The organism is Pigmentiphaga sp. GD03639 (assembly GCF_029845405.1).
GTDB classification, from domain to species: Bacteria; Pseudomonadota; Gammaproteobacteria; order Burkholderiales; family Burkholderiaceae_B; genus Pigmentiphaga; species Pigmentiphaga daeguensis.
Window position 1 is genome coordinate 19,490 of sequence record NZ_JAOCLR010000014.1, and the last position, 25,818, is coordinate 45,307.

Annotated in this window: 24 protein-coding genes and 1 tRNA gene; 15 read left to right on the top strand and 10 right to left on the bottom strand. The window is 69.0% G+C overall.

The window, feature by feature from the left end; genetic code table 11:
* The first annotated feature begins 3 nt into the window (after positions 1–3).
* The 8 genes from N5K27_RS15925 (at position 4) to N5K27_RS15960 (ending at position 7,547) form a co-directional block, all read left to right on the top strand.
* Positions 4–1,002, top strand: coding sequence for a tripartite tricarboxylate transporter substrate binding protein (locus N5K27_RS15925; RefSeq protein WP_279817485.1), 999 nt, complete (start codon positions 4–6; stop codon positions 1,000–1,002).
* 17 nt (positions 1,003–1,019) lie between these two features.
* Entirely contained in the window at positions 1,020–1,913 is an 894-nt protein-coding gene (gene hpaD / locus N5K27_RS15930; RefSeq protein WP_087837759.1) for a 3,4-dihydroxyphenylacetate 2,3-dioxygenase, read from the top strand.
* A gap of 1 nt (position 1,914) precedes the next feature.
* Positions 1,915–2,322, top strand: coding sequence for a 5-carboxymethyl-2-hydroxymuconate Delta-isomerase (locus N5K27_RS15935; protein WP_087837760.1), 408 nt, complete (start codon positions 1,915–1,917; stop codon positions 2,320–2,322).
* A 6-nt stretch (positions 2,323–2,328) separates the two neighbouring features.
* Positions 2,329–3,132 carry a 2-oxo-hept-4-ene-1,7-dioate hydratase gene (gene hpaH / locus N5K27_RS15940; protein WP_087837761.1) on the top strand — a complete coding sequence of 268 codons (804 nt, stop codon included), beginning with the start codon at positions 2,329–2,331 and terminating at the stop codon, positions 3,130–3,132.
* Positions 3,133–3,146: 14 nt separating this feature from the next.
* Positions 3,147–3,962, top strand: coding sequence for a 4-hydroxy-2-oxoheptanedioate aldolase (hpaI, locus tag N5K27_RS15945; RefSeq protein ID WP_087837970.1), 816 nt, complete (start codon positions 3,147–3,149; stop codon positions 3,960–3,962).
* 27 nt (positions 3,963–3,989) lie between these two features.
* On the top strand, positions 3,990–4,979 hold the full coding sequence (locus N5K27_RS15950; protein ID WP_279817490.1) for a tripartite tricarboxylate transporter substrate binding protein: 990 nt from the start codon (positions 3,990–3,992) through the stop codon (positions 4,977–4,979).
* A gap of 85 nt (positions 4,980–5,064) precedes the next feature.
* Positions 5,065–6,645 carry an alpha/beta fold hydrolase gene (locus tag N5K27_RS15955; protein WP_279817492.1) on the top strand — a complete coding sequence of 527 codons (1,581 nt, stop codon included), beginning with the start codon at positions 5,065–5,067 and terminating at the stop codon, positions 6,643–6,645.
* Between the two features lie 194 nt (positions 6,646–6,839).
* Positions 6,840–7,547: a TerC family protein gene (locus N5K27_RS15960; protein ID WP_279817494.1), complete on the top strand. Its 708-nt coding sequence runs from the start codon at positions 6,840–6,842 to the stop codon at positions 7,545–7,547.
* A 31-nt stretch (positions 7,548–7,578) separates the two neighbouring features.
* Here N5K27_RS15960 and N5K27_RS15965 read toward each other — a convergent pair whose 3' ends face one another.
* Both N5K27_RS15965 and N5K27_RS15970 read right to left on the bottom strand, forming a co-directional pair.
* Positions 7,579–8,538: a bifunctional GNAT family N-acetyltransferase/nucleoside diphosphate kinase regulator gene (locus tag N5K27_RS15965; protein WP_279817495.1), complete on the bottom strand. Its 960-nt coding sequence runs from the start codon at positions 8,536–8,538 to the stop codon at positions 7,579–7,581.
* A gap of 83 nt (positions 8,539–8,621) precedes the next feature.
* Positions 8,622–8,697, bottom strand: a tRNA-Lys gene (locus N5K27_RS15970).
* A gap of 153 nt (positions 8,698–8,850) precedes the next feature.
* On the opposite strand from N5K27_RS15970, the gene N5K27_RS15975 reads away from it, so the two are divergent.
* From N5K27_RS15975 to N5K27_RS15985, 3 genes are all read left to right on the top strand, one after another.
* Positions 8,851–11,157, top strand: a complete 2,307-nt coding sequence (locus N5K27_RS15975; protein ID WP_279817497.1) for a mechanosensitive ion channel domain-containing protein — start codon at positions 8,851–8,853, stop codon at positions 11,155–11,157.
* Between the two features lie 54 nt (positions 11,158–11,211).
* Complete coding sequence (locus N5K27_RS15980; protein ID WP_279817499.1) at positions 11,212–11,439, top strand: hypothetical protein; 228 nt, start codon at positions 11,212–11,214, stop codon at positions 11,437–11,439.
* 87 nt (positions 11,440–11,526) lie between these two features.
* Complete coding sequence (locus N5K27_RS15985; protein ID WP_087837768.1) at positions 11,527–11,976, top strand: PA2169 family four-helix-bundle protein; 450 nt, start codon at positions 11,527–11,529, stop codon at positions 11,974–11,976.
* Between the two features lie 36 nt (positions 11,977–12,012).
* On the opposite strand, the gene N5K27_RS15990 is transcribed toward N5K27_RS15985, so the two are convergent.
* Both N5K27_RS15990 and N5K27_RS15995 read right to left on the bottom strand, forming a co-directional pair.
* Positions 12,013–14,067 (bottom strand): ATP-binding protein, encoded by a 2,055-nt coding sequence (locus N5K27_RS15990; protein WP_347944957.1) that lies wholly within the window; start codon positions 14,065–14,067, stop codon positions 12,013–12,015.
* Entirely contained in the window at positions 14,055–14,249 is a 195-nt protein-coding gene (locus N5K27_RS15995; protein ID WP_087837770.1) for a DUF1328 domain-containing protein, read from the bottom strand. Before N5K27_RS15995 ends, N5K27_RS15990 begins: the two co-directional genes overlap by 13 nt.
* A 278-nt stretch (positions 14,250–14,527) precedes the next feature.
* On the opposite strand from N5K27_RS15995, the gene N5K27_RS16000 reads away from it, so the two are divergent.
* A complete protein-coding gene (locus N5K27_RS16000; protein WP_279817503.1) occupies positions 14,528–15,967 on the top strand; it encodes a M20 family metallopeptidase in 1,440 nt (479 codons plus the stop codon).
* Here N5K27_RS16000 and N5K27_RS16005 read toward each other — a convergent pair.
* Together N5K27_RS16005 and pap are read right to left on the bottom strand one after the other, a co-directional pair.
* Positions 15,964–17,172 (bottom strand): MFS transporter, encoded by a 1,209-nt coding sequence (locus tag N5K27_RS16005; RefSeq protein ID WP_087837772.1) that lies wholly within the window; start codon positions 17,170–17,172, stop codon positions 15,964–15,966. The genes N5K27_RS16000 and N5K27_RS16005 overlap by 4 nt on opposite strands.
* Positions 17,162–18,628 (bottom strand): polyphosphate:AMP phosphotransferase, encoded by a 1,467-nt coding sequence (gene pap, locus N5K27_RS16010; RefSeq protein WP_087837773.1) that lies wholly within the window; start codon positions 18,626–18,628, stop codon positions 17,162–17,164. Before pap ends, N5K27_RS16005 begins: the two co-directional genes overlap by 11 nt.
* Before the next feature lie 137 nt (positions 18,629–18,765).
* On the opposite strand from pap, the gene fumC reads away from it, so the two are divergent.
* Positions 18,766–20,145: a class II fumarate hydratase gene (gene fumC / locus N5K27_RS16015; protein WP_087837971.1), complete on the top strand. Its 1,380-nt coding sequence runs from the start codon at positions 18,766–18,768 to the stop codon at positions 20,143–20,145.
* A gap of 272 nt (positions 20,146–20,417) precedes the next feature.
* Here the strand turns inward: fumC and N5K27_RS16020 are convergent, their stop codons facing one another.
* The 3 genes from N5K27_RS16020 to N5K27_RS16030 form a co-directional block, all read right to left on the bottom strand.
* Positions 20,418–21,806 (bottom strand): DHA2 family efflux MFS transporter permease subunit, encoded by a 1,389-nt coding sequence (locus tag N5K27_RS16020; RefSeq protein ID WP_279817566.1) that lies wholly within the window; start codon positions 21,804–21,806, stop codon positions 20,418–20,420.
* 68 nt (positions 21,807–21,874) lie between these two features.
* Positions 21,875–22,312: a MarR family transcriptional regulator gene (locus N5K27_RS16025; RefSeq protein WP_087837775.1), complete on the bottom strand. Its 438-nt coding sequence runs from the start codon at positions 22,310–22,312 to the stop codon at positions 21,875–21,877.
* A 117-nt stretch (positions 22,313–22,429) separates the two neighbouring features.
* Complete coding sequence (locus tag N5K27_RS16030; RefSeq protein WP_087837776.1) at positions 22,430–23,203, bottom strand: SDR family oxidoreductase; 774 nt, start codon at positions 23,201–23,203, stop codon at positions 22,430–22,432.
* Between the two features lie 103 nt (positions 23,204–23,306).
* Here N5K27_RS16030 and N5K27_RS16035 point away from each other — a divergent pair, with 103 nt between their 5' ends.
* Positions 23,307–23,672 (top strand): DOPA 4,5-dioxygenase family protein, encoded by a 366-nt coding sequence (locus N5K27_RS16035; protein WP_087837777.1) that lies wholly within the window; start codon positions 23,307–23,309, stop codon positions 23,670–23,672.
* 6 nt (positions 23,673–23,678) lie between these two features.
* On the opposite strand, the gene N5K27_RS16040 is transcribed toward N5K27_RS16035, so the two are convergent.
* Positions 23,679–24,689, bottom strand: a complete 1,011-nt coding sequence (locus N5K27_RS16040) for an LLM class flavin-dependent oxidoreductase (protein WP_279817505.1) — start codon at positions 24,687–24,689, stop codon at positions 23,679–23,681.
* Positions 24,690–24,840: 151 nt separating this feature from the next.
* On the opposite strand from N5K27_RS16040, the gene N5K27_RS16045 reads away from it, so the two are divergent.
* Entirely contained in the window at positions 24,841–25,818 is a 978-nt protein-coding gene (locus N5K27_RS16045) for a tripartite tricarboxylate transporter substrate binding protein (protein ID WP_165963176.1), read from the top strand.

A 25,818-nucleotide genomic window follows, 5' to 3' on the forward strand; every position in this document is an offset into this window, starting at 1 on the left:
GACATGACCCAAGCCCCCCTCCCCGTGTCCCGCCGCGCCCTGCTCCGGCTTGCGGCGGGCGGCGCCCTGTCGGGCCTCGCCCTGCGCGGCGCGCGCGCCCAGCAATCGTCCTATCCGAACCGGGCGGTGCGCATCATCGTGCCGTTCACGCCCGGCGGCACGACCGACGTGGTCACGCGGCTGGTCGCGGCCGAGCTGGGCCGCCAACTGGGGCAATCCTTCATCGTCGAGAACAAGCCGGGGGCCGGCACGGTCGTGGGCGTGGAAGCCGCGGCCAAGTCCGCCCCCGACGGCTACACCCTGATCACCGTGGCCAACAGCTTCTGCGCCAACACCTCGCTGGTGAAAAAGCTGCCCTACGACCCCGCCGACCTGCGTCCGGTGGCGCTGATGGGCATGTCCGAACACGTGCTGGCGGCCAACCCCAAGAGCGGCCTGCGCAATCTGGCGGACCTCGTCGCCGCCGCGCGCAAGGCGCCCGGCTCGCTCAGCTATGCCTCCTTCGGCAACGGCACCTCGGCCCACCTGGCGGGCGAGATGCTCAAGATGCAGGCCGGCATCGACCTGCTGCACGTGCCCTACAAGGGCCAGGCGCCGGCGCTGAACGACCTGCTGGGCGGGCAGGTGACGGTGATGTTCGGCAACTGGCCGGAATTCCGCGGCCACGTGGACGCCGGCCGGCTGGTGGCGCTGGGCATGGCCACGGCCGAACGCTCCGTGTACGCGCCGCAGGTGCCGACCCTGGCCGAACAGGGCGTGCCGCTGGAATCCAATTCGTGGCAAGGCGTGCTGGCGCCGGCGCGCGTGCCGGATGCCATCGTGGCGCAGCTCAACGGCGCGATCAATGCCAGCCTGCAGGCCCCCAAGGTCCAGGCGACGATGCGCGACGGCGGCATCGCGTCGATGGCGGGATCGGTGGACCGGTTCGACGCCTTCCTCAAGAGCGAGACCGCCCGATACGCCGAGGTGGTGCGCCGCGCGGGCATCACGGTGGACGTCTGACGAGGCCGGGAGCAGATATGGGAACACTCGCCCTGGCCGCCAAGATCACCCACGTGCCGTCCATGTACCTGTCGGAACTGGACGGGCCGCACAAGGGCTGCCGGCAGGCCGCCATCCACGGGCACGTCGAGATCGGCCGGCGGTGCCGCGAACTGGGCGTGGACACCATCGTGGTGTTCGACGTCCACTGGCTGGTCAACAGTGAATACCACATCAATTGCGCGCCGCGTTTCTCGGGCTGCTACACCAGCAACGAGCTCCCGCACTTCATCAAGAACCTGTCCTACGAGTACCCCGGCAACCCCGAACTGGGCCACCTGATCGCCGACGTCGCCAACGAGATGGGCGTGCCTACTCGCGCGCACAGCGCCACCACGCTTGAACTGGAGTACGGCACGCTGGTTCCCATGCGCTACATGAACGCGGACCGGCACTTCAAGGTCGTGGGCATGTCCGGATGGTGCGTCTGGCACGACCTGGCCGCCAGCGCCCGGCTGGGGCTGGCGGTGCGCCGCGCGATCGAGGAACGCTACGACGGCACGGTGGCCATCTTCGCCAGCGGCTCGCTCAGCCACCATTTCGCGCAGAACGGCATGGCGCCCGAGTTCATGCACAAGGTATGGGATCCGTTCCTGGAGCAGGTGGACCGGCGAGTGGTGGAACTGTGGGAACGGGGAGACTGGCGAACCTTCTGCCCCATGCTGCCCATGTACAACGAGAAGTGCTGGGGCGAAGGCGGCATGCACGACACGGCCATGCTGCTGGGCGCCCTGGGCTGGACCGCCTACGACCAGCCGGTGGAGATCGTCACCCCCTATTTCGGCAGTTCCGGCACCGGCCAGATCAACGCCATCTTCCCGGTGACGCCGCTGCCGCCGGATACCTTCCTCGACACGCCCCCGGGAACCTGACATGCCCCACCTCGTCCTGCTCTACAGCCCGGACATCGAGCGCGATGCCGACATGCCCTCACTGTGCCGCAAGCTGGCCGACACCCTGATCGCCCAACGCGACGAGCAAGGCCGCCAGGTCTTCCCCACCGGCGGCACCCGCGTGCTGGCCTATCCGGCGGCGCATGCCGCCGTCGCCGACGGCGCGGGCGACTATGGCTTCCTGTACGCCAACCTGCGCATGGCGCCGGACCGCAGCCCGGCGGTGCACCGGGCGGTGGGCGACGCGCTGGCCGCCACGCTGCGCGATGCGCTGAACCCGCTGCTGGCGCGCCGCCCGGTCGGCATCACGGTCCAGGTCGACGAAAGCCGCGACCAGGTCTACGACGCCAAGCACAGCAGCCTGCATCCCCTGTTCAACCGGAAATGACCCTCCATGATTAGCGAAACCCGCATCGCCGAGCTGGCGGCCGAATTGCACCAGGCCGAGAAAAGCCGCAGCCAGGTCGGACACTTCTCCAAGCGCTTCCCCGACATGACGATCGAGGACGGCTACGCCGTCTCGCGCGCCTGGGTCCGTACCAAGATCCAGGAAGGCCGCGTCGTGCGCGGCCACAAGATAGGCCTGACCTCGCGCGCCATGCAGTTGTCCAGCCAGATCGACGAGCCCGACTACGGCACTCTGCTGGACGACATGTTCTTCCACGACGGCACCGACATCCCCGCCGAACGCTTCATCGCGCCTCGCATCGAGGTGGAGCTGGGCTTCATCCTGGGCCGTCCCCTGCGCGGACCAGGCGTGACGCTGTTCGACGTGATGGCCGCCACCGATTACGTCGTGCCCGCCGTCGAGATCATCGACGCGCGCATCGAACAGTTCGACCGCGACACACGCGCGCCGCGCAAGGTGGTGGACACCATTTCCGATAACGCCGCCAATGCCGGCATCGTCACGGGCGGGCGGCCGGTCCGGCCCGACGCGGTGGATCTGCGCTGGGTCGGCGCGCTGCTCTACAAGAACGGCGTGATCGAGGAATCGGGCATCGCCGCCGCCGTCCTGAACCACCCCGGCAACGGCATCGCGTGGCTGGCCAACAAGCTGGCTCCCTGGGGCGAGTCGCTGCAGGCCGGACAGATCGTGCTGGCGGGCTCGTTCACCCGCCCCGTGCCCGCCCGGCCCGGCGATGCCTTCCATGCCGACTACGGGCCCCTGGGCTCCATCGCCTTTCGCATCGCCTGATGCCGGGAGCCGCCATGCAACTGCCCATCAATACCTTCAAGCGCGCGCTGCGCGATGGTCCGCCGCAGATCGGCCTGTGGGTCGGCCTGGCCGACGGCTGCGCCGCCGAGATGCTGGCCGGCGCCGGCTTCGACTGGCTGCTGATCGACTGCGAGCACGCCCCCAACGACGTACGCACGGTGCTGTCGCAATTGCAGGCCGTGGCGCCCTACCCGGTCCATCCCGTGGTGCGGCCGGTGACCGGCGATCCCGCGCTGATCAAGCAATACCTGGACGTCGGCGCCCAGACCCTGCTGGTGCCCATGGTCGAGACCGCCGAACAGGCCGCGCGCATGGTGGCCGCCACGCGCTATCCACCGCACGGTATCCGCGGCGTCGGCAGCGCGCTGGCGCGCGCCTCGCGCTGGAACGGCGTGGAAGGCTACCTGCACCGCGCCGACGACGAGATGTGCGTGCTGGTCCAGGTGGAATCCAAGGCCGCGCTGGCCAACCTCGAGGCGATCGCCGCCACCGAGGGCGTGGACGGCGTGTTCTTCGGCCCCTCCGATCTCTCGGCCTCGATGGGGTTCATCGGCCGGCCGGGCGAACCGGAGGTCCAGCGGGCCATCGCCGACGGCATCGCCGCCGTGCGGGCGGCGGGCAAGGCCGCCGGCATCCTGTCGGCCGATCCGGTGCTGGCCAGGCGCTACCTGGAAATGGGCGCGCGCTTCGTCGCCGTGGGCGTGGACATCACCTTGCTGGCCCAGGCCGCGCGCCGCCTGGCCGCAGGTTTCAAGACCGGGCAGCCTCCGGCCGCCTCCGCCGATCCGCCGGCGGGCAGCGTGTACTGAGCCCCCCAACCACCAAGGAGACGACAGATGAAATCCCCCCACCGCGCCCGGCGTGGCGCACTATCGAGGGCGATGGCCGGACTTGCGGCACTGCTGCTGACGGCGCCGCTGGCCTGGGCCCAGGACTCGAGGCCCATCGAATGGGTCGTCGGCATGGCGCCCGGCGGTGGCACCGACACCGTCGCGCGCGTGCTGGCCGAGGCCATGGGACGCACGCTGCAACAGAGCATCGTGGTCGTCAACAAACCGGGCGCGGCCCACAACATCGCCACCGACTATGTCGTCCGTTCCAAGGACTACGGCCACGTCATGGTCACCGCCGACTACGCCACCCTGGCCACCAACCCCTTCCTGTACAGCAAGCTCACCTACGATGCCGAGCGCGACCTGCGCCCGGTGGGCATGCTGGTCCGCTTTCCGCTCATCCTGGTCGTGCGCGCCGACTCGCCCATCAAGGACTTCAAGGGCTTCATGGCCTGGGCCCGCACCCAGCAACAGGGCGTCAGCTACGGTTCGCCCGGCCCCGGCACGCCGCATCACCTGGCCACCGAACTCCTGCGCGAGCGCACCGGCCTGAACCTCGTGCACGTGCCGTATCGCGGCGCGGCCCCGGCCATCCAGGACATCATGGCCGGCCAGATCCCGTTCATGTTCGTCGAAAGCGGCAGCGGCATCCCCTACATCACCGGCGGCAAGCTGCGTCCGCTGGCCGTCGCCAGCGCCCGGCGCATCGAGTCGCTGCCGGACACGCCCACGCTGCAGGAGGAAGGGCTGAAGGACTTCGTCGCCTTCGCCTGGCAGGGTCTGTCGGTCCCCACCGGCACGCCGCAGGCCACCATCGACCGCCTGAACCAGGCGCTGGTGGGCGCGCTGCAATCGGCGCCGGTAAAAGCGCGCTTCGAGGCCCTGGGTATCGAGGCCATGCCCACCACCCCGGCCGAGATGGCCAGCTTCTCGCACGCCGAGAAGGAGCGCTGGGGCAAGCTGATACGGCAGATCGGGTTGAAGATCGACTGAGCCCGCCCTAGCCAAGCCCCGCCCCAACTGGCAAGATGGGATCGCCGCAGGGGCGTCGGGCGTTCAAGGCATGGGGGCAGGGACAATGGCAAGGACAAGAACGAGGCACCGGGGCCGGCATGGCCACCCCCGGGCGGCGGCGGCGGTCGCCGCCCTTCTTTTGGCCGGTTGCGGTGGCGGTTCGGACGAGGGCGATACGGCCGCGAGCAAGAACCTGGCCGCCACCACCGTGGCCGTCGCCGCACCCGACTGGCGGGCTTGCGAAACGGTCTTTCCGGACGGCACCGTGCCGTCCCGGGTCGACGGCGAACGCTACGACTGCGCCGTGGTCCGGGTCCCGCTCGACTACGCGGACCCCAAGGGCAAGACCCTGGACCTGGCCCTGCGCCGCCGGCCGGCCGACGACGCACGGAACAGGATAGGCTCGCTCGTCATCGAACCCGGCGGACCGGGCGGCTCCGGCGTCGGCGCCGTCCCGGACTTCGCCGGCAAGCTGTCGGCGCAAGTGCGGCAACGCTTCGACATCGTCGGCTTCGATCCGCGCGGCGTCGGCCACACCCGTCCCACCGGCTCGCCGCCGGACGCGCCCGCCTTGCGCTGCGGCGGCGCGCTGGCGACGTACTTCGCCCACGACCTGGGCGACACCACCGCCGTCGGCGCCAAGGCGCTCGACGCCGCCGCGGCCGCCTACGCCCGCACCTGCCGCGACGACCCCGTTTTCCCCCTGATGGGCACGATGAACGTGGTCCGCGACGTCGAAGTGCTGCGCCGCGCCCTGGGCGACGCCAGGCTGACCTACCTGGGCGTGTCCTACGGTACCGAGGTCGGGATCGTCTACGCCGACCTCTATCCTTCGCACATCCGCGCGATGATCATCGACGGCGTCGTCAATCCCGCCCAGTCCGGGACCACGATACTGGTGAACCAGGCAGTCTCCTGGAACCGGGGGCTGGAGCGATTCTTCTCCTGGTGCGCCGGCAACGCCGGGCAATGTCCGATGCGCGACCAGGCCGAAGGGCAGTTCAGGGAAATGCTGGCCCGGGCGCATGCCGCGCCGGCGCGGATGGATTACAAGGGCACGCCCATCCCGCTTTCCACCGGCTGGCTGACGCTGGTCTCCGTGCTGAGCATCTACGAACCGGTGGCCTATCCGTCCCTGGCCGTCGCCATCGGCGCCGCGGCGCAGACGCCGGCGGACTGGGATCCCATGCGGGCGCAAGCCTCCGGACTGGCGAACAGCGAATCGCTCGGCCCGGCGGTCTGGACGACGTGCATGGACCAGCCCCTGCCGCAGGGCGCGGCGTTCGAGGACATCGTGGCGCAAGCCGCCGCCGCGGCGCCGCTGACCGGCGCGGTGCAGGCCAACATCAACCGGCCCTGCGCCCACCTGCCCGTGGCGCCCGATCCCGTGCCCACCAACTACCGGGCGCAGGGCTCGCCCCCCATCATGGTGTGGGGCACGACCGGCGACCCCGCCACCCCGTTCCAGAGCTCCAAGGACGTGGTGGCGCAGCTCGCGAACGCATCGCTGTTCGTCTTCGAAGCGGACCAGCACGTGGCCATGGGAGGAGGTCCCGGCAGGAAGGCCTGCGTGGTCGACGTGCAGTCGGACTACCTGCTGACCGCCACGCTGGTGCCGCAGAAGAACGCCTGCCGGGGAGATTGACCCCGCTTCCGGGTGCGGGCGGCACAAGCCGGCCCCTGCCGCCCGCCCCCGGCAAGAGTGACCATTCCAATAGTACTATTATTAGAACGTTTCCCGCGCTTCCTGCCTAGAATGGCTGGCAATCCATCCCGCGCGAACGGACATCCCGGTCGCCTCGATGCGTCGTCCACGTTCTTTCAAAGGGGGCCAGGGTCATGCTCGAACTCATCGAGACGCTTCATTGGGGCGCCGTCTTCCAGATCATCCTGATCGACATCCTGCTGGGAGGCGACAACGCCATCGTCATCGCCCTGGCCTGCCGCAACCTGCCTCACGGACAACGGATAAAGGGCATCCTGTGGGGCACCGCCGGCGCCATCCTGCTGCGCGTCCTGCTGATCGCCTTCGCGCTGGCGCTGCTCAGCATGCCCTTCCTGAAGATCGTGGGCTGTGCGCTTCTCATCTGGATAGGCATCAAGCTGCTGGCCCAGGAGAAGGACGCGCATGGCGACATCGATGGCGGCACGTCCGTCTTCGGCGCCATCCGGACCATCATCATCGCCGACTTCGCCATGAGCCTGGACAACGTCATCGCCATCGCCGGCGCGGCCGAAAGCGCCCACCTCGGGCACCAGCTGTACTACGTGATCTTCGGCCTGTGCGTCAGCGTACCCGTGATCGTCTGGGGCAGCACGCTGGTGCTCAAGCTGATAGACCGCTTCCCCGCGATCGTCACGCTGGGCGCGGGCATGCTGGGCTGGATCGCCGGCGGCATGCTGATCAGCGACACCTTCGTGCTCGAACACGTGGGCGAACCCGGCCCCATGGTCGAACTCGCGGTGCAGATCGTCGCCGCGCTGTCCGTCATCGCGGTGGGCAAGTGGCTGGTCATGCATCGGCGGCACCAGCCGTCCATCGGCTAGGCCGATCGGCGGCTGTGAGCACAGCACGAACCTACAGGTGGAAATCCCCGGCGGCTTCCGGCTGGTAAAGCACTTTCTCGATGCAGATACGGCGGGTGCGGTCCGAAATCCGCCAATCGATGGCATCTCCCTCCTGGTAGCCCAGGATCGCCGCGCCGACGTCGGAGCACACCGACAGCTTCCCGGCACTGCCGTCCGCGTCCTCGGGGTAGACCAGGGCCACCTCCACTTCCTCGTCGTCCAGATGCAGCAAGGCGCGGGAATTCATCGTGACGACGCTCCGCGCCACTTGCCGCGGATCGACGACGATGGCTCGCTCGATCTCGTGCTCGAGATCGACCACGGCCGGCCCCTGTTCGAGCGCGATCAGGCTGCTGAGCCGGGCCTTGTCGATTTCGGTGATATGGATATCGGTGGAATCGCCCACGGCGTTTTCGCGCAAGAGCCCGAGGTAGCGCTCGACAGTCATGGAAAACGACTTCAGCGTCGGCGTTTCGCTTTCAGGCAGGAAGCCGCAGCGCAGGAAGGCTTTCAGCGAACGCGCGTTGTCCGGGTGGATCTTGGCGATGAGTTTCTCGGCCCGCATGTCGAAGAAGGCGAGCTTCATGCCTTCGAGGATGGCGCTGGCGCCGAGCTTGCGACCCCAGTTGTCGCGATCCCCGATGACCAGGACTATCTCGCAGTCCGGCCCCGTCTTGACGAGGCGCACGAAGCCCACCGGCACATCGTGCCGGTCGTAGGCCATGAAGAATCGGCCGCCCTGGTTGAACAGATGGGTCAGGATGGGCAACTGGACCCGGCCGATGACCTGTTCGATGAAGCGGGAGACATGGCGCGAATCGCTCAGATAGCGGATGACGCGCTCATCTTCCAACCAGTCCATCAGAGTCAGCGCGTCTGCCCGAGTGATCTCTGGACATAGCGAAATGAAAGGCTTGTTCATCTTCACCACACGTGGCTGCGAATGAAAGCCCTTCATGGCCACGGCCATGACGGTTCTTTCGACAAAAAACGCACAAAAGAAAAACGCCCTAGGCCGCCGGGCGCCTAAGGCGTCTTTCCTTGCTGAATTCTTGGTGGGCTGTGAGTGGCTCGAACACTCGACCTACGGATTAAGAGTCCGCTGCTCTACCAACTGAGCTAACAGCCCTGCAAAGAAGCAAGATTATAACGACTTTTTTCGACTTGTGCGAATCAAGGCCTGCCGCTCCCTTTCCGGCCGGCATCGACTTCCGCGGCCGCCCCCGCCAAGCCGCCCGCGCGGCTGGGTAGAATCGCCCTATCCCCTCTTCAGACCGCCCCCATGCAGACACGACGCCCACGCCCCTGGACCGCCCTCGCCCTGCTGTGCCTGGCCCTCTGGATGTCGCGGCCGGCCGACGCCGCCGCTCCCGACCCCGCGGCCGTGACTCCAGCCCAGGCGCGCCAGGTCCTGGACCTGCTGCGCGACGACGCCCGGCGGGCGGAACTGGAGCAGACGCTGAGCGTCATCGCCGAGGCGACGGAGCAGCAGGCCGCCCCGCCGGCGGCCGCGCCCGCCGCGCCCGCCGCGCCGGAAGCGCCGGTCGCCCTGGAGAAGGACGGGCTCATCGCCCAGGCCTTCACGCAGGCGGGCAAGTGGGTGGACTCGGCGCTGGGCGAGCTGCGGCTGACGGGAGCGACGCTGTGGTCGCTGCGGTCGGCGGGCGCCTGGTGGCAGTACTACCTCGGCACGCCGGAGGCCCGCACGGCGACCTTCCAGGGCCTGGGCACGATTCTGTTGATCCTGGCCGTGGCCCTGGGCGTGGAAGCGGGTATCGGACGACTGCTGCGCCGGCCGCGCGCGATGCTGCTGGCCTACGCGGAACGCCGGTACATCCCGGCTACCGTTCCGCCCTCCGCGCCCGACCCCGACACGGAAACGCCCGCCGAGCCCGACCAGCACCTGCGCATCGTGCGCCGGCTGCCCGCCGCGCTGGCGCATGCCATCCTGGCCCTGGTGCCGCTGGCCGGCTTCCTGGTGGTGGCGACGATACTGATGAGGCTGTTCGGCGCGCCGGCCGCCGGCTTCTATCCGTTCATCCTGCCGCTGATCGGCGCCTACCTCGCCATGCGGCTGACGATGACCGCGCTGCGCCTGCTGACCTCGCCGTCGGGTGCCTGCCTGCGCCTGTCCCGGCTGGGCGACGAATCGGCGCGCTATCTGGACACCTGGCTGCGGCGCGTGGTGGCGGTCGGCGCCTTCGGCGTGGCCGCGACCGAGATCGCCTACCTGCTGGGGGCCGGCGACGATGCGCGCAACGCGCTGTCCAAGCTGGTGGGCCTGGCCGTGCACGCGATGCTGATCGTCATGGTGGTCCAGCGGCGGCGCCAGGTGTCGCGCTGGATACGCGGACAGGAACACGAGGGGCTGCGGGCGGTGCTGGCCAATGTCTGGGCGCCCACCGCCATCGCGGTCATCGCCGGACTCTGGGTGGTATGGGCGCTGGGCACGGCCAGCGGGCTGTCGCAGTTGCTGCACTATGTCTGGCGCACGGCGCTGGTCATGCTGGCGGCTACCGTCCTCAGCATGATCCTGCTGGGGGCGCTGGACCGCGCCTTCTACAGCGACGCCCCCGCGGCGGGCAGCGGCCAGCCGGGCCGGCGGCCCTACCAGACGCTGGCGCAGCGTGTCGTGATGATCCTGGTCTTCGTCGCCACCGCGATCGCGCTGCTGGAGGTCTGGGGCGTGCACGCGCTGGACTGGTTCGAGGCCGGCACGGTGGGCCGCAGGCTGGTCTCGGCCACCGCGACCATCGCGGTGGCCTGCGTCCTCGCGCTGGTCGCCTGGGAAGCCGCCAATCTGTCGATCAACCGCCGAATGGAGCGCTGGACCCGGGCCGGCGATCTCGCCCGCGCCACGCGGCTGCGCACGCTGGTCCCCATCCTGCGCACGACGCTGTTCATCGTGATCGCGCTGATCGTGCTGTTCACCGCGCTCAACGAACTGGGCATCAACATCGCGCCCCTGCTGGCCGGCGCCAGCATCATCGGCGTGGCCATCGGCTTCGGCTCGCAAAAGCTGGTGCAGGATTTCATCACCGGCATCTTCCTGCTGATGGAGAACGCGATGCAGGTGGGCGATTCGGTGACGCTGGCGGGGGTATCGGGCACGGTCGAGTACCTGTCCATACGCACGGTGCGGCTGCGCGCGGGCGACGGCGCCCTGCACGTGGTCCCCTTCAGCGCCGTGGGCACGGTCTCGAACAGCAACCGCGGCATCGGCAACGCCTCCGTGCGGGTCAGCGTCAGCGCCGACTCGGACCTGGACGAGGTCATCGCCGCGATCCGCAACGTGGGCGAGGAAATGCGCAACGATCCCGACCTGGGTCCGCTGATGCTGGCCGACCTGGACCTGTGGGGCGTGGACCAGGTGGACGGTGCCTCGGTCACCCTGGCCGGACAGATCCGCACGCTGGATCGCGGCAAGGCCGCGGTGCAGCGCGGCTTCAACCAGCGTCTCTATCGCCGTTTCAAGCAGTTGGGAATACAGTTTGCAAATCCGCAGGCCAGTTTCGTCCGCCGCCTGGACGGCGACGAACGGCAGGCCGCGGCGCCGCAACCGTCGGCGGGCGGCGGCTCGGGGGCTTGACCCCGGGCATGAGTCTTGCCGACTCGACCACGCGACAATTTGCGGGAGCATCGCATGAAGACTGAACCCAAGAACCGTTCGGAAAAGGACCCGAAGGACAAGGCCAAGCAGTCCGACGAGGGGCTGCCGACCTACCAGGAACTGCTGGACGACTCGCTGGAGGACACTTTCCCGGCCAGCGATCCGATCTCGCCCGGGGCCGCCGCGCATGCCGAAAAGGAAGTCCGTACCGGCAAGGACGACAAGGACTGGAAGCTCAAGCCCAGTCATCCCAAGAAATGACCGATCCTCCGGCGGGTCCGTTTCCTGCTGGAGTCCCGGACCGGGCCCGGTGTGGCCCGGTTCATTCGGACTACCCAGGAGACGAAGATGGCCCGAGATGTGACGACAGTACTGAACGACTTGATCGAGACCTGCAAGGACGGCGAGTACGGCTTTCGGCAAGCTGCCCAGGACGCCCACGATCCCGAGTTGAAGACACTTTTTTCCCGGCGCGCGGGCGACTGCTCGACAGCCGCGGCCCAGTTGCAGGAGCAGGTCGCGGCGCTGGGCGACCAGCCCGAGGAAGGCGGTACCGCGGCCGGCGCGCTGCACCGCGGCTGGCTGGGGCTGAAATCGGCGGTGGCGGGGCGTACGGACCTCGCCATCCTGGAGGAATGCGAACGCGGCGAGGACGTGGCCAAGAGCCGCTACCAGGCTGCCCTGCGCGAGGAACTCCCGCCCCAGCTCCTGGCCCTGGTACAGGTGCAATACGAGGGCGTCGTGCGCAATCACGACCAGGTGAAGGAACTGCGCGACCGGATGCGCGCACACGCGTAGCCGTGGACGGAGGGCGGCCTGCCGGCCGCCTTCCGGCTAGCGCCGCTCCAGGAAAGCGGTTCGCGCCAGGTTGTTTATCAATCCGACCAGTTGCGGAAACTCCACCGGCTTGGCCAGGTAGACCTGGAAGCCCGCCGCCAGCGCGCCGATACGGTCCTCGCACCGGCTGGCCGAGGTCAGGGCGACGGCGGGAGTCGGGGTGGGAAAGCGATCGGGCGCGCCGCGCTCGAGTTCGCGGATCCGGGCCAGCGTATCGCTGCCGTCCATGCCCGGCAGGGTCATGTCGCTGACGATGACATGGGGCAGGCCGTCCGAGTCCGCCCTGCGCAGGTACTCCAGGGCCGACCCGCCGGATTCGCACGCGACGACCTCTCCTCCCGCCTGCTTCAAGGAGTCGGCCAGTTCGCCGCGCGCCTCGGCATGCCCCTCGACCAGGAGGATACGCACGTCGTTCAGGGTCGCGGGTGAGGCCGCGCGCGTGCCGGTCCCCGCGGCCGGCACGCGCGCCTGGCCTTCGCCGGCCAGCGGCAGGTAGATGGAGAAGAGCGCGCCCTGACCTTCGCCTCCGCTCTGGGCGGCTACCCTGCCGCCCTGCAGCTCGGCCAGATGCCGCACCAGCGTCAACCCCAGGCCCAGCCCGTCGGGACGGCGGGCACGGAAGGCATCGAGCTGGCGGAACGGATCGAACAGATAGGGCATGACGTCGGCCGCGATGCCCTTGCCGGTGTCTCCGACGGCGATCCTGGCCTCGGTCTGCGTCGCCTCGACCCGTACCGAGACCTGGCCGTCGGGCAGGCTGAACTTGATGGCGTTGTCCAGCAGGTGCCCCACCATCTGCTCGATGCGCTCGGCGCTGCCCCAGACCCGGACCTCGCCGGGCGGCAGCTCGGCGCGCAGGTTCACATTGCGTTCGGCGGCCTTCGGAGCGGCCTGCGCGACCGCGCGTTCGACGATGGGCGCCAGCGCTTCCAGCCTCATCGAAAGCTGGAGGCGGCCCGTCATCGCGTGGGTGGCGTCGAGCAATTCGTCGATCAGCCTGACCTGCTGCTGCACGCCGGTCCTGATGCCCGCCAGCGCTCGCGCCACCGTCGGCACGCCGGCGTCGACGCGGCTCTCGAGCACGTGGGCCCAACTCTGGATGCCGTTGAGCGGGGACCGCAGTTCGTGGGAAACCATGGACAGGAACTGGTCGCGTACCCCGATCGCCGTTTCCGCCTGCGTCCGCGCCGCCTGTTCGCGCAGCAGCAGCGTGTCGAGCTCCACCTGGGCGCGCACCCACGCGCTGACATCCACGGTCGCCGCCAAGGCGCGCCCGCCGGCGCCGTCGGCCACGACGCGGACGCGGAAGTGGCGGGTGGAGGATCCGGTGTCTATGCGATAGTCGAAGGTCTGGGCCTTTCCCGTGGCCAGCGCGTCCGCCACCGCCTGCTCGTAGGCCGACGCGATGTAGGGCGCCACGCCGAGCTCGCGCGCGGTCTTGCCGACAAACGCCACCGGCTCGATGCCGAACAACTCGCCGGCCGCCCGGTTGGCGTACAGATAGCGCAAGGATGCGTCGTAGGCGACGAGGGCATGAGGCAGCAGGTCCAGCAGCCGGCCCTCGTCGGCCTGGTTGCCATCAGGCGGGCGCGCCGCGGCGGACTCGCGCGCGGGCAGGCAGGTGCCGCTGAACCCCACGAATTGCCGGTTGGCCTCCAGGCTGGGGTGGGCCAGGGTATGCGCGTCCACCTGCCGCCCGTCGGCGGTGGCCACCCGGTGCGCCACGTCGAAAGGAGCCGCATCGGCGGCTCCCTTGGCGACGGCGGCCCGGACCCGCTCGCGCTGGTCGGCCGGCACGCATGCCAGCCAGCCCCAGCCCAGGGCCGCCTCGGCGGATTGCCCCGTCAGGCGGGTCCAGGCGGGATTCACATACACCCACTCCCCCGTCGTGGAAGCGGACCAGAGCACGCCCGGGGCGTGCTCTGCCAAAATGCGATAGGAAGGACCGGACGGCCCGGCCGCCTGCGAAACGCGTCGTGCAACCATGTTCAACCGCGAAAAAGGCGCTGCATGTTCATCGGCTTTTTTGCCCTCCGCGGTCAGCGGGACCATTCGCCCTCATAGCCCTCTTCCGTCTCCTCGGGGGACCGGACGAAGAAGGTGGCCAGGAACGCTCCCAGCGAAACCAGGAACAGGACGAAGGCGATATTGGCGGCACCGGCCGCGAAATCGCCGAGTCCCACGACGGCAACCAGCAAGGGGATCACGAAAAAGATAGTAGCCCAGCGCAACATGGTTCTTCTCCTTGGCTTTCCCGTAAAGACGCGTCCCGCTGACGGCGGGCTCTGTTCGACGCGTTGGACGTCGTGCCGGATGACGAGCACATTCCGTACCATGCCGCGCTTGCCCTTTGAAAAGCCTGTTGCACTGGGTAATCGGGGGGTCTCTTATAAGATTTGCACGGTGCCCTGTCCCGCCTCAGGTAAGAATTACATGTAAATCTTGCAAGCGATCCGCAGGCTGCCTTCTCCGGCTACAAGTTCTACACTGGAGGCTGACCCGGGAGCCCCTCATGGACCTGTCCGACCTCGCCGCGGTGCTGGCGCGCCGCTATGACGATGAACTGATCCCCCTCTTGGCCGACTACGTGCGCGTGCCCGCCAAGTCGCCCATGTTCGATCCCAATTGGGCCGAGCACGGTCACCTGGCCGCGGTGGTGGACGCGGCGGCGAAGTGGGCGCGCGCTCAGCCGGTCACGGGGCTGCAGGTCGAGATCGTCGCCATCCCGGGCCGCACGCCCTGCCTGTATTTCGAGGCGCCGGCCACCCAGGGCCTGGGGGGCGACCGCACCGTGCTGTTCTACGGCCACCTGGACAAGCAGCCCGAGATGACCGGCTGGCGCCAGGACCTGGGTCCGTGGACGCCGAAGATCGAGGACGGCAAGCTGTACGGTCGCGGCAGCGCGGACGACGGCTACGCCGTCTATGCCGCCCTGGCCACGCTGGCCGCGATGGACGCCCAGGACATACCCCGCCCCCGCTGCGTGGGGCTGATCGAGACCTGCGAGGAAAGCGGCAGCTATGACCTGCCCGCCTACCTGGACCTGCTCGCCCCGCGCATCGGTCCGCCGACGCTGGTGGTGGGCCTGGACTCGGGTTGCGGCAACTACGAGCAACTGTGGGTGACGACCTCGTTGCGCGGACTGACCGGCGGCGTGCTGACGGTCGAGATCCTGGACGAGGGCGTCCATTCGGGCATGGCCAGCGGCCTGGTGCCCTCGTCGTTCCGGATCGCGCGCCAGCTGCTCAACCGGATCGACGACCCGGCCACCGGCCGCGTGCTGCTGCCTGAACTGCATGCCGCCATCCCCGGGGAACGCCTGGCCCAGGCCCGTACCGCCGGCGCCATCCTGGGCGACCAGGTGTGGAAGCAGTTTCCCTGGGTAGGATGCTCGCACGGCGCCGACGGCCACACCCATGCCCTGCCCACCACCACCGACCCGGTCGAGGGCATCCTGAACCGCACCTGGCGGCCGGCGCTGTCCGTCACCGGCGCGGCCGGCCTGCCGTCCATCGACGCCGCGGGCAACGTGTTGCGCCCCAAGACCTCGCTCAAGCTCAGCATGCGCCTGCCGCCCACGGTGGACGCCGACTGCGCGACGCGGGCGATGAAGGCCGCGCTGGAGCAGGACCCTCCCTACCAGGCCCGGGTCCGGTTCGAAAGCGAGGGCGGCGCCGGCGGCTGGAACGCGCCGCCGACCGCGCCCTGGCTCGCACGCGCCCTGGACGCGGCCTCGCAGTCGGCCTTCGGGCAGGGCACGGCGTGGATAGGCGAAGGCGGCACCATACCCTTCATGGGCATGCTGGGCGCGAAATTCCCCGAGGCCCAGTTCCTGATCACCGGCGTGCTGGGCCCCCGGTCCAACGCCCACGGACCCAACGAGTTCCTGCACATTCCCTACGTGAAGAAGCTGACCGCGGCCGTGGCCCACGTCATCGCCCAGGTCCGCTAGCCCCGCGCGCGTAACAGCCAGCTGGCGCAGAACAGCGCGGGAATCACCAGCAGCCCGTATGCCCAGGCATAGCCGGGCTGGCCGGCCTCGCCCGCCAGCGATGCCACGTAGCTGAACAGGGGTTGGCCCACGAGCACCCCGAAATAGGTGAACAGCAGCGTCCCGCCCGTGGCCGCGCCGGCCTGGCCCGCCGGCGAGCGCCGAGCGACCTCGGCCAGGAACACACCGTTCCAGCCTATCGCTGAAGCGCCGAACACGACGGCGACGGCGGCCACCAGGATCCATGGCGTGGACGCCTGGAGGCAGGCGGTGGCGACGCAGCTTCCCGCCATCGTCAGGGCCAGTCCGCCCAGGACCTTGCGTGGCGGGGCCCAGCGATCGGCCACGATGCCCCACAGGATCCGTCCGGCCACGCCGGCCACCTGGGACAAGGACAGGATGACGCCCGCCGCGATCAGGGTCCATCCCAGCGACAGGTTCAGGTAGGTCACCAGATAGGCGGTGATCGCCAGCTGGATGAAGGAGAACAGCAGCGAACACACGGCCATGAGGCGCAGCGCGGGCGTGCGCCAGACCAGTCCGACCGGCCGCGCCAGGTCTTGCCAGCGCCACGGTGCGGCGGCCTCGCCCGGCGCGTCCAGGCTGCGCCGCACGCTCTGCGCGACCAGCATGCACAGCAGGCAGGCCGCGGCGCATACCCCCAGCGCCCACCGCCAGCCCAGCACGTGCTCGATCTGCGGACTGACGAGCGCGGCCAGCACGCCGCCCAGCGGCACGCCGGTCTGCTTGATCGAGAACACCAGCGACATGCGGTGGGCGGGCGTGCTGCGCATCAAGAGGTAGGAACTCGATGGCGTGATGGGCCCATACCCGGCGCCGATGACCAGGGCCCCGAGGGCGGCGGCCGCGGGTCCGCCGCTGCACAGCAGGCCCATGCCCAGGCCGCACAGCAGCAGGGCCGCCTGGCTGCATCGCACCGCGCCCAGGCGGTTGACCAGGGTGCCGCCGACCACGCTGGTGAACATGGCGCCCAGGTAGACCAGGGCCATGTAGAAACCGATGGCGCTCGAGGGCAGGCCGAGTTCGCGCGTGGCCACCGGGCCGACCACCGCCGGCGCGATGGTCGCCGCCGAGGCCAGGGACTGGATCGCCAGCGTGACGGCCAACACCCACGCCGTGGAAGGTTGGCGCGGGCTATGCTTCATCCATGGCCTTCACGATGTGTTCCAGGACCTTGACCCGGGCGGTGCGCTTGTCGTCGTCGGCGATCACGATCCAGGGCGCGTGCGCGGTGTCCGTGCGCGCGATCATGTCGCGCGCGGCCGACATGTAGTCGTCCCACTTGCGCCGGTTGCGCCAATCGTCCGGCGTGAGCTTGAAGTTCTTGAAGGGGGAATCGCGGCGCTCCTTGAAGCGGCGCAGTTGCTCCTGGCGCGAGACCGATAGCCAGAACTTCAGCACCACCGCGCCGCCGCGGCGCAACTGGTCCTCGAAATCGTTGATCTCGTCATAGGCGCGCCGCCACGTGGCGGGCGGGATCAGGGACTCGACCCGCTCGACCAGCACCCGGCCATACCAGGAGCGATCGAAGATGCACACCCGGCCATGCAGCGGCAGGTGGCGCCAGAACCGCCACAGATACGGATGGGCCAGCTCGTCGTCGCTGGGCGCGGAGATGGGGACGATATCGAAGTCACGCACGTCCAGCGCGTGCGAGACGCGCCGGATCGCGCCGCCCTTGCCCGCGGCATCCACGCCCTCGAACACCAGCACCAGCGAGCGCTTGCGAAAGCGCTTGGCGCGGACCTGCTCCGACAGGCGCGCCTGCCAGCGGGCCAGTTGCCTTTCGTAATCGACCTCGTCCAGCTTGCTGCCGCCCGGCGCGGGCTCCAGCATCGCCCTGGACCGGTCACCATGGCGCGCGGCCTGCAGCGGCGGCCGGCGCGGCGCGCGCGGCAACGGCTCGCGCATCGCCTGCAATACCGCCGCAGCGGTCTCGACGGCGCGCAGCCGGGCATCGGCGCTCGGCACCACCCGCCAGGGCGTATAGGCCGCGTCGGTGGCGCCCAGCACGATCTCGCCAGCCGTGCGCAGCCGGTCGAATTTTTTGCGGACCTTCAGGTCGGCCTCGGACACTCGCCAGGCCGTGGCGGGGTCGGCCAGTTGCGCATCGATGCGGGCGATCTGCGCGCCGCGCGACAGGTGATACCAGAGCTTGAGCATCCGCACCCGCTCGCTGGCCAGCATGGCCTCGAAGCGCAGGATCTCGGCGGCCATCGCCCCGATGCGGTCCATGTCGGGCTTCTTGCGCGCCGCCTCCTTGAAAAGCGGCGCATACCAGGAACCGAAGACGATGCCGGTCTGTCCCAGCGCGGGCAGCGCGTTCCAGTAGCGCCACATGGCCGGCCGCTGGGCCTCGTCCACGCTCGGATCGCCGAAGGCCAGGGTACGGATGTGGCGCGGGTCCATCCACTCGTTGAGCAGGTTGATCGCCGACCCCTTGCCCGCGCCATCGATCCCCGCCACCACGATCAGCACCGCACGGTCGCGTTGCTTCAGGAGCTCGTACTGCTGTTGGAGCAGTTCCGTCCTGAGCACGAGCTCGCGCCGCTCGTACTCCCGCTCGTCCATGGACGGGTCCCGCTCGGCTCGTTCGAACACGAAAAGCTCCCTGGTTCTGGCATCGCTCATCCTTTACCACAGTCGCTTGCAGGGACACAAGCCGATGCGCGCAAGGCTTCTGCTAACCTGGAATCATCCAGGCCCGCAGGCCGGGCCGGGCAGGCAAGGAGATGAACATGCAAACCCGAGTTGAAAAGGACACCTTCGGTCCGATCGACGTTCCCGCCCAGCATTTATGGGGCGCCCAGACCCAGCGATCGCTGCAGTTCTTCGCGATCTCGCACGAGAAGATGCCCGCGCCGCTGATCACGGCCCTGGCCCAGGTCAAGCGCGCCGCCGCCCGCGTCAACGCCGAACTGGGCCTGCTCGACGGCCGTGCGGCCCACGCCATCGAGGCGGCGGCCGACGAAATCATCGCCGGCCGCTGGCCGGACGAATTCCCGCTTAGCGTCTGGCAGACCGGCTCGGGCACGCAGACCAACATGAACGTCAACGAGGTACTGGCCAACCGGGCCTCGGAACTGCTGGGCGGCGAACGGGGCGAGGCGCGCCTGGTCCATCCCAACGATCACGTCAACCGCGGCCAATCCTCCAACGACGTGTTTCCCACGGCCATGCACGTGGCGGCGGCGTTGCAGATCCACGCCCGCCTGCTGCCCGCCCTGGCGCGGCTGCGCAAGACGCTGGGGGACAAGGCTCGGGCCTATGCGGACATCGTCAAGATCGGCCGTACCCACCTGCAGGATGCCACGCCCCTGACCCTGGGGCAGGAACTGTCGGGCCACGAGGCCCAGCTCCTCCTGGCCGAAGAACAGATCCGCCATGCCCAGCGCAGCCTGCTGCAGCTGGCCATAGGCGGCACCGCGGTCGGCACCGGCCTGAACACCCATCCGGAATTCGGCGCGAAGGTGGCCGCCGAACTGGCCCGCGAAACCGGCCTGCCGTTCGAGTCGGCGCCCAACAAGTTCCAGGCGCTGGCCTCGCACGAGGGCCTGCTGTTCTCGCACGGGGCCCTCAAGACCCTGGCGGCCGGCCTGATCAAGCTGGCCAACGACGTGCGCTGGCTCGCCAGCGGCCCGCGCTCCGGGCTGGGCGAGATCAGCATCCCCGAGAACGAGCCCGGCAGCTCCATCATGCCCGGCAAGGTCAACCCGACGCAGTCCGAGGCCCTGACCATGCTCGGCGCCCAGGTCCTGGGCAACGACGTCGCCATCAACATCGGCGGCGCCAGCGGCAACTTCGAGCTGAATGTCTTCAAGCCCATGCTGATCCACAACTTCCTGCAGTCGGTACGCCTGCTGGCCGACGGCATGGAAAGCTTCGAGAAGAACTGCGTGGCCGGCCTGGAACCCAACCGCGACCGCATCGCCGAACTGGTGGAACGCTCCCTGATGCTCGTCACCGCCCTCAATCCCCACATCGGCTACGACAAGGCCGCCCAGATCGCCAAGAAGGCCCACAAGGAAAACCTGTCCCTGCGCGAATCCGCGCTGGCCCTGGGCTACGTGACGAACGAGCAGTTCGACGCCTGGGTCGTCCCGAAAAACATGGTGTAGAGGCGAAGCCCCCCCCTACGCCCTTCGGGCGCCCCCCAGGGGGCGAAACCGGCGGACTGGCGGAGCCAGATCCGCGGTTTCCTGGGTCTAGGGAAACTGTCTTGGACTGAATCACCGGTGCTTCACTGGTAGCCAGCGAAGCACCGGCGCCACAACCCAAGACAGCGGTACTAGACCCAGGATGCGGTGGATCCGGCTTTGCCGGTCCACCCGCATCGCCCCCTTGAGGGGGCCCGCGCAAGCGGGTAGGGGGTGGGTTTCCCTTGCGCGCGTCAGCGCGTAGGGGGGGGCTCCCGCCTTCCGCTGACGGCGGAGCCGGCGTTGGCGGAAAGACGGCGAAAGAAAATCACGGACATCATCATCGTGATGCCGATGACCAGGAAGCCGGGGATCACGTCGTAGGCATCGAGCGTGGAGGTGCCGCGCGCGGCCATGCTGACCTTGAGGGCGAAGGCGGCCACGGCCACGCCCAGGCTGATAGCCAGTTGCTGGACCGCGCTGGCCATGCCGGTGGCCCGGCCCATCTGCTCGGGGCCGATGTCTGCATAGGCGAGCGAATTGACGCCGGTCAGCTGTAGCGACCGGAAGAAACCGCCCAGCAGCAGCACGATGATGATGACGGCGTGCGGGGTGGCCGAGGTGAACAGCACGCAGCCGATGATGGACACCCCGGTCAGGAAGGCGTTGACCACCAGGGTACGGCGGAATCCGAAGCGCTTGATGATGGGACTGGCGCTCATCTTCATCATCAGCGCGCCCAGCGCGCCGGCGAAGGTCAGCATCCCCGCGGCGAAGGGCCCCATGCCGAACGCCACCTGCAGCTGCATGGCCAGCAGGAAGGGCACGGCGCCGACCGCCAGCCGGCAAAGGTTGCCGCCCAGCAGCGCGATGGAGAAGGTCGGGATCTTCAGCAGGCGGAAGTCCAGGATGGGATGCGGCGACCGCCCCGCATGCCTGACATACAGCAATCCGCATACGCCCCCCAGCGCCAGCATCGCCAGCACCATGGGCGTCGACAGCACGCCGTGGCCCACGGCCTCGAAGCAGAACACCAGCGTGCCCAGGCAGACGGCGGTCAGCAGGAAGCCGATGATATCCAGCGGCTGCGGCTGGCCCGCCTCGGTATCGTGGATGTAGCGCAGCGCCAGGATCACGCCCAGGACGCCGATGGGCAGGTTCATGAAGAAGATCCAGCGCCAGGATCCGTATTCGACCAGGAAGCCTCCCACGGCCGGCCCGAAGATGGGCCCCAGCAAGGCGGGCATGCTGAGGAAGGACATGGCGCGCACCAGTTCCGACTTGGACACGGTGCGCAGCAGCACGATGCGTCCCACCGGGACCATCATCGCGCCGGCGAACCCCTGCAGCATCCGGCCCGCCACCATCTGGCCCAGGGTCTGCGACAGGCCGCACAGCGTGGAGCTGAGGGTGAACAGGACGATGGCGGAGGCGAACACCTGGCGCGCGCCGAACCGGTCGGCGGCCCAGCCGCAGATGGGCACGAACACGGCGGCGCTGAGCAGGTAGGCGGTGATCGCGACGTTGAGCCTGACCGGATCCTCGCCGAAGGAATGCGCCATCGAGGGCAAGGCCGTGGCGATGACGGTGGAGTCCAGCATCTGCATGAACAGCGCGCAGCCGACGATGAGCGGCACGACCATGGGCCCGAGCCGCTGCGTGATCCGGGCGATGAACGGGGAGTGATCGTTGGTGGACAAGGCCATGTCTTTCACTCCCCAAGGTGCTGCAGGGCTTTGGCCGCGCGGCCAAGCGCGGCGCGGTCGTCGGGATCGAGCTTGGCGATGCGGCCCGCCAGCCAGTCGGTGCGGCGCTTGCGCACCTCGGCCACCAGCCGGCGTCCCTCCGGGGTCACGGCCAGTCCCACGCGGCGCTTGTCCGCGTGCAGGGTCTGGTCGCGCTGGATGTAGCCGGCGGCCTCGAGCTGCTTGATGTGGTTGCTCATGCTGGCGGCGCGCATGTTCTCGCGATTGGCCAGGTCGTTGACGCCTATGCCCGGCTCCTTGTCGATGGCCGACACCAGCATGACCATGAGCGGCGATACGCCGAAGGTCTGGGTCTCGCGCCGCAAGAGCCTGTTCAGCCGCAGGATGGCCGGCCGCAATTGCGCGGCCAGGTCGATCGATTCGTTACCGGTGGGGTCCAACATGATCCTGGCGGGGACGCACGCATGGGCGCCGCGCCCAATAAGTTAGTTAGTTGAACTAACTATATAGGCGTAGGCCGGCGATTGCAAGTCCCGCCGCGGACCAAGGTCCGCGCCGCGTCACATAACCGAGGAGGCTCCGCCGTCCAGGTTGACGCTGGAGCCGGTCACATAGCTGGCCGCGCCGGAGGCAAGGAAGACGATGACGTTGGCGGCTTCCTCGGCTTCGCCCACCCGTCCCAGAGGAATGTCCTGAGCGAATTCGCGGTACAGGTCGTCGGCATCCCGGCCCTTGGAGGCGGCGGCGCGCTCGTGCTGTCCGGCCTTGATCTTGCCGATGCAGACGGCGTTCACCAGGATGTTGTCGGCCGCGAACTCGCGCGACAGCGCCTTGGTCAGGGCCAGTCCGGCCGCGCGGGAGACCGAGGTCGGCATGGACGTGGCGGCGGGCTGCTTGCCGCCTATGGTCGAGATGTTGACGATGCGGCCGCCCCCTTGTTTCTTCATGTGCTGGACGGCCAGGCGCGAACAGCGGATCGCCCCGTACAGCTTCAGTTCGAGATCGGCATCCCAGTCGGCGTCGCTGACCTTCAGGAACGGGCCGCGCATCGAGGTGCCGGCATTGTTGACCAGGATGTCGATGCGGCCGAAATGATCCGCCACGGCCGTGAAGAAACGCTCGATTTCCTCGGGCCTGGAGATGTCCGTGGCCAGCCCGAAGACGTCGCCGCCCTTGGCGCGCAACAGTTCCACGGTGGCCGCCAGCTTGTCCGCGCTGCGGGCGCAGATCGCCACCCGGGCGCCCTCTTCCACGAATTTCAGCGCGGACGCCAGGCCTATGCCGGCCGTCGCGCCCGTCACCACCGCCACTTTTCCTTTCAATCCCAGATCCACTTGTCGCTCCGTCACATAGAATTCATACAGGACGCGGCAACCGCCGCGCCTTGCTCTCTTTCGTTCACCACCGCGGTCCGCACCGCCATCCAGGCCCCAAGCCATGCAGGCAGACTTCCACGACACCGGCATCATTCGCGCATTCCATGCCCATGTCTACTACGACCCCGCCACCACCCGCGACGTGGCCGCGATCGTGCGCGAGGAAGCCGTCGCGCGCTTCCCCCTGCGCGCCGGCCGCTGGCACGACGTACCCGTCGGCCCGCATACCCAGGCCATGTACCAGTTGCTGTTCGACCCCGCCGTCTTCGCCTCGCTCGTACCCTGGCTCATGCTGAACCGGCGCGGCCTGGACGTACTGGTGCATCCGGACACCGGACTTCCGCGCCGCGACCACCTGGTGCATGGGTTCTGGCTGGGCAGGGTGCTGCCGCTGAAGGCCGAGCGCCTGCCCGAGCGGGACGATTGAACCCTTTCACGCCGCGTTTTCCATCCACCCCAGCCGAGCTCCCGCGGCGGCGGTGATCTCGAACGATCGCAGGCGCGCGGCGTGGTCGTAGACCTGCGCGGTCACCATCAGCTCGTCGGCCCCATGCCGGCGCGCGAACTCGTCCAGTCCGGCCTCGACGTCCTCCGGCGTTCCCACCACCGCGCAGGACAGCGAGCGCTCGATGTGCGCTTTCTCGGCCCCGCTCCAGATCTCCTCGATGTTGTCCACGGGGGCGTTCAGCTTGCCGGGCGTCCCCCGGATCAGGTTGACGAATTGCAGTTGCAGCGACGTGAACAGGCGGCGCGCCTCGTCCCGGGTGTCCGCGGCGAACACGTTGATGCCCAGCATCACATAGGGTTGGCGCAAGGCCTCGGAAGGCTGGAAGCGCGTGCGGTAGAGGTCCAGCGCCGCCGTGAGGTAGCCCGGCGCGAAGTGCGAGGCGAAGGCGAAGGGCAGCCCCATCTGCGCCGCCAGCTGCGCGCTGAAAAGACTGGATCCGAGCAGCCACAGCGGCACGTCCAGACCGCCGCCGGGCACGGCCTGCACCGCCTGCCCCGGGCTCGGCGCCCGGAAATAGTGCTGCAGCTCGGCCACGTCCTGGGGAAAGCGGTCGGCGGTATCGCCCTGCCCCCGGCGCAGCGCGCGGGCGGTGGCCTGGTCCGAGCCGGGCGCGCGGCCCAGGCCGAGGTCGATGCGGCCCGGGTATAGCGAGGCCAGCGTGCCGAACTGTTCGGCGATGACCAGCGGCGCATGGTTGGGCAGCATGACGCCGCCCGCGCCCACCCGCATGTGCCGCGTCCCGGCGGCCACGTGGGAAATCACGAGGGCCGTTGCGGCGCTGGCGATGCCGGGCATGTTGTGATGCTCGGCCAGCCAGTAGCGGCGATAGCCCCAGCGTTCGGCATGCTGGGCCAGGTCGAGGGTGTTGCGGAACGCGTCGGCGGCGGTGCCGCCGGCGCAGATGGGTGACAGATCCAGTACGGACAGTGCGGTCATTTCGTTCTCGTGCAAGGAATGCGCCCGGCGGGAAAGCGGGCGGTGGCCACGCTGCGTTAACCGAAGGTTGACGAGGCTTGAAAAGACGTCGCTCGTCAGGCGGACAGGCGCTCAATACACTCATCGTACCCTTCACCCCGGACTCCCTTCGATGAAAACCTTACCCGCCATAAGCCTATGGGCCGCGCTGGCCATCGCCCTTGCCCCGGCCGCCCACGCGCAATCCGGCGCTTATCCCTCCCGTCCCGTCAAGATGGTGGTCGGGTGGTCGCCCGGCGGCGCGACCGATCTGCTGGCCCGCATGGTTTCCACGGAACTGAGCCAGCAGCTCGGCCAGCAGGTGGTGGTGGACAACCGGCCCGGCGCCAACGGCACGATCGGCCACGCCCAGGTGGCGGCTGCCCCGGCCGACGGCTACACGCTGATCCTGGCCACCAACAGCACCTACGCCATCGCCGAGCACCTGTACAAATCGCTGCCGTACCGGCACGAACGCGACCTCGCCCCGATCTCGCTGCTGGCCTCGAGCCCGCTCATCCTGGCGGTACGCCCCACGCTGGAGGCCGGCGGCGTGAAGGAATTGCTGGCCCTGGCCCGCAAGCAGCCCGGCCGCCTGAACGTCGCCTCGGGCGGCAACGGCTCGACCAGCCACCTGGCGGCCGAGCTGTTCATGAGCCTGACGGGCATTTCCATGACGCATGTCCCCTACAAGGGCGGCGGTCCGGCCAACAACGCGGTGGCCGCCGGAGAAGTCGACGCGGCCTTCCTGGACCTGGGCGTCGCCCTGCCCTTCGCTTCCGCCGGCCGCCTGAAGGCCATCGCCGTGACGGGCACCGCCCGCTCGCCCTTGCTGCCCGAGGTTCCCACCGTGGGCGAATCGGGCGTGCCCAGCTTCGAGTCGACGACCAACTTCGCGCTGTTCGCGCCCGCGGGAACGCCGCGCCCGGTCATCGACCGCCTGCACCAGGCCGTGCACAAGGTGCTGGCGGGCAGCGACCTGCGCGACAAGCTGCGCCGGCAGGGCGTGGAGATCGTCGACAGTTCGCCCGACGAGCTTCGCCGCGCCGCGGCCGCGGAAAGCGCCAAGTGGGCCCGCATCATCCGCGAACGCCACATCTCCCTGGACTAG

Bases quoted from the DNA above. Each gene is read 5' to 3' on its own strand.
- N5K27_RS15980 (WP_279817499.1), top strand. From the start codon at position 11,212: ATGAAGACTGAACCCAAGAACCGTTCGGAAAAGGACCCGAAGGACAAG.
- N5K27_RS15950 (WP_279817490.1), top strand. From the start codon at position 3,990: ATGAAATCCCCCCACCGCGCCCGGCGTGGCGCACTATCGAGGGCGATG.
- hpaH (WP_087837761.1), top strand. From the start codon at position 2,329: ATGATTAGCGAAACCCGCATCGCCGAGCTGGCGGCCGAATTGCACCAG.
- N5K27_RS16040 (WP_279817505.1), bottom strand. From the start codon at position 24,689: ATGACCGCACTGTCCGTACTGGATCTGTCACCCATCTGCGCCGGCGGC.
- N5K27_RS16005 (WP_087837772.1), bottom strand. From the start codon at position 17,172: ATGAAGCATAGCCCGCGCCAACCTTCCACGGCGTGGGTGTTGGCCGTC.
- N5K27_RS15960 (WP_279817494.1), top strand. From the start codon at position 6,840: ATGCTCGAACTCATCGAGACGCTTCATTGGGGCGCCGTCTTCCAGATC.
- N5K27_RS15965 (WP_279817495.1), bottom strand. From the start codon at position 8,538: ATGGCCGTGGCCATGAAGGGCTTTCATTCGCAGCCACGTGTGGTGAAG.
- N5K27_RS15985 (WP_087837768.1), top strand. From the start codon at position 11,527: ATGGCCCGAGATGTGACGACAGTACTGAACGACTTGATCGAGACCTGC.
- N5K27_RS15995 (WP_087837770.1), bottom strand. From the start codon at position 14,249: ATGTTGCGCTGGGCTACTATCTTTTTCGTGATCCCCTTGCTGGTTGCC.
- N5K27_RS15935 (WP_087837760.1), top strand. From the start codon at position 1,915: ATGCCCCACCTCGTCCTGCTCTACAGCCCGGACATCGAGCGCGATGCC.
- N5K27_RS16000 (WP_279817503.1), top strand. From the start codon at position 14,528: ATGGACCTGTCCGACCTCGCCGCGGTGCTGGCGCGCCGCTATGACGAT.
- hpaI (WP_087837970.1), top strand. From the start codon at position 3,147: ATGCAACTGCCCATCAATACCTTCAAGCGCGCGCTGCGCGATGGTCCG.
- N5K27_RS15925 (WP_279817485.1), top strand. From the start codon at position 4: ATGACCCAAGCCCCCCTCCCCGTGTCCCGCCGCGCCCTGCTCCGGCTT.
- N5K27_RS16020 (WP_279817566.1), bottom strand. From the start codon at position 21,806: ATGGTCGTGCCGCTCATCGTCGGCTGCGCGCTGTTCATGCAGATGCTG.
- N5K27_RS16045 (WP_165963176.1), top strand. From the start codon at position 24,841: ATGAAAACCTTACCCGCCATAAGCCTATGGGCCGCGCTGGCCATCGCC.
- hpaD (WP_087837759.1), top strand. From the start codon at position 1,020: ATGGGAACACTCGCCCTGGCCGCCAAGATCACCCACGTGCCGTCCATG.
- fumC (WP_087837971.1), top strand. From the start codon at position 18,766: ATGCAAACCCGAGTTGAAAAGGACACCTTCGGTCCGATCGACGTTCCC.
- N5K27_RS16025 (WP_087837775.1), bottom strand. From the start codon at position 22,312: ATGTTGGACCCCACCGGTAACGAATCGATCGACCTGGCCGCGCAATTG.
- N5K27_RS15990 (WP_347944957.1), bottom strand. From the start codon at position 14,067: ATGGTCCCGCTGACCGCGGAGGGCAAAAAAGCCGATGAACATGCAGCG.
- N5K27_RS15975 (WP_279817497.1), top strand. From the start codon at position 8,851: ATGCAGACACGACGCCCACGCCCCTGGACCGCCCTCGCCCTGCTGTGC.
- N5K27_RS16035 (WP_087837777.1), top strand. From the start codon at position 23,307: ATGCAGGCAGACTTCCACGACACCGGCATCATTCGCGCATTCCATGCC.
- N5K27_RS15955 (WP_279817492.1), top strand. From the start codon at position 5,065: ATGGCAAGGACAAGAACGAGGCACCGGGGCCGGCATGGCCACCCCCGG.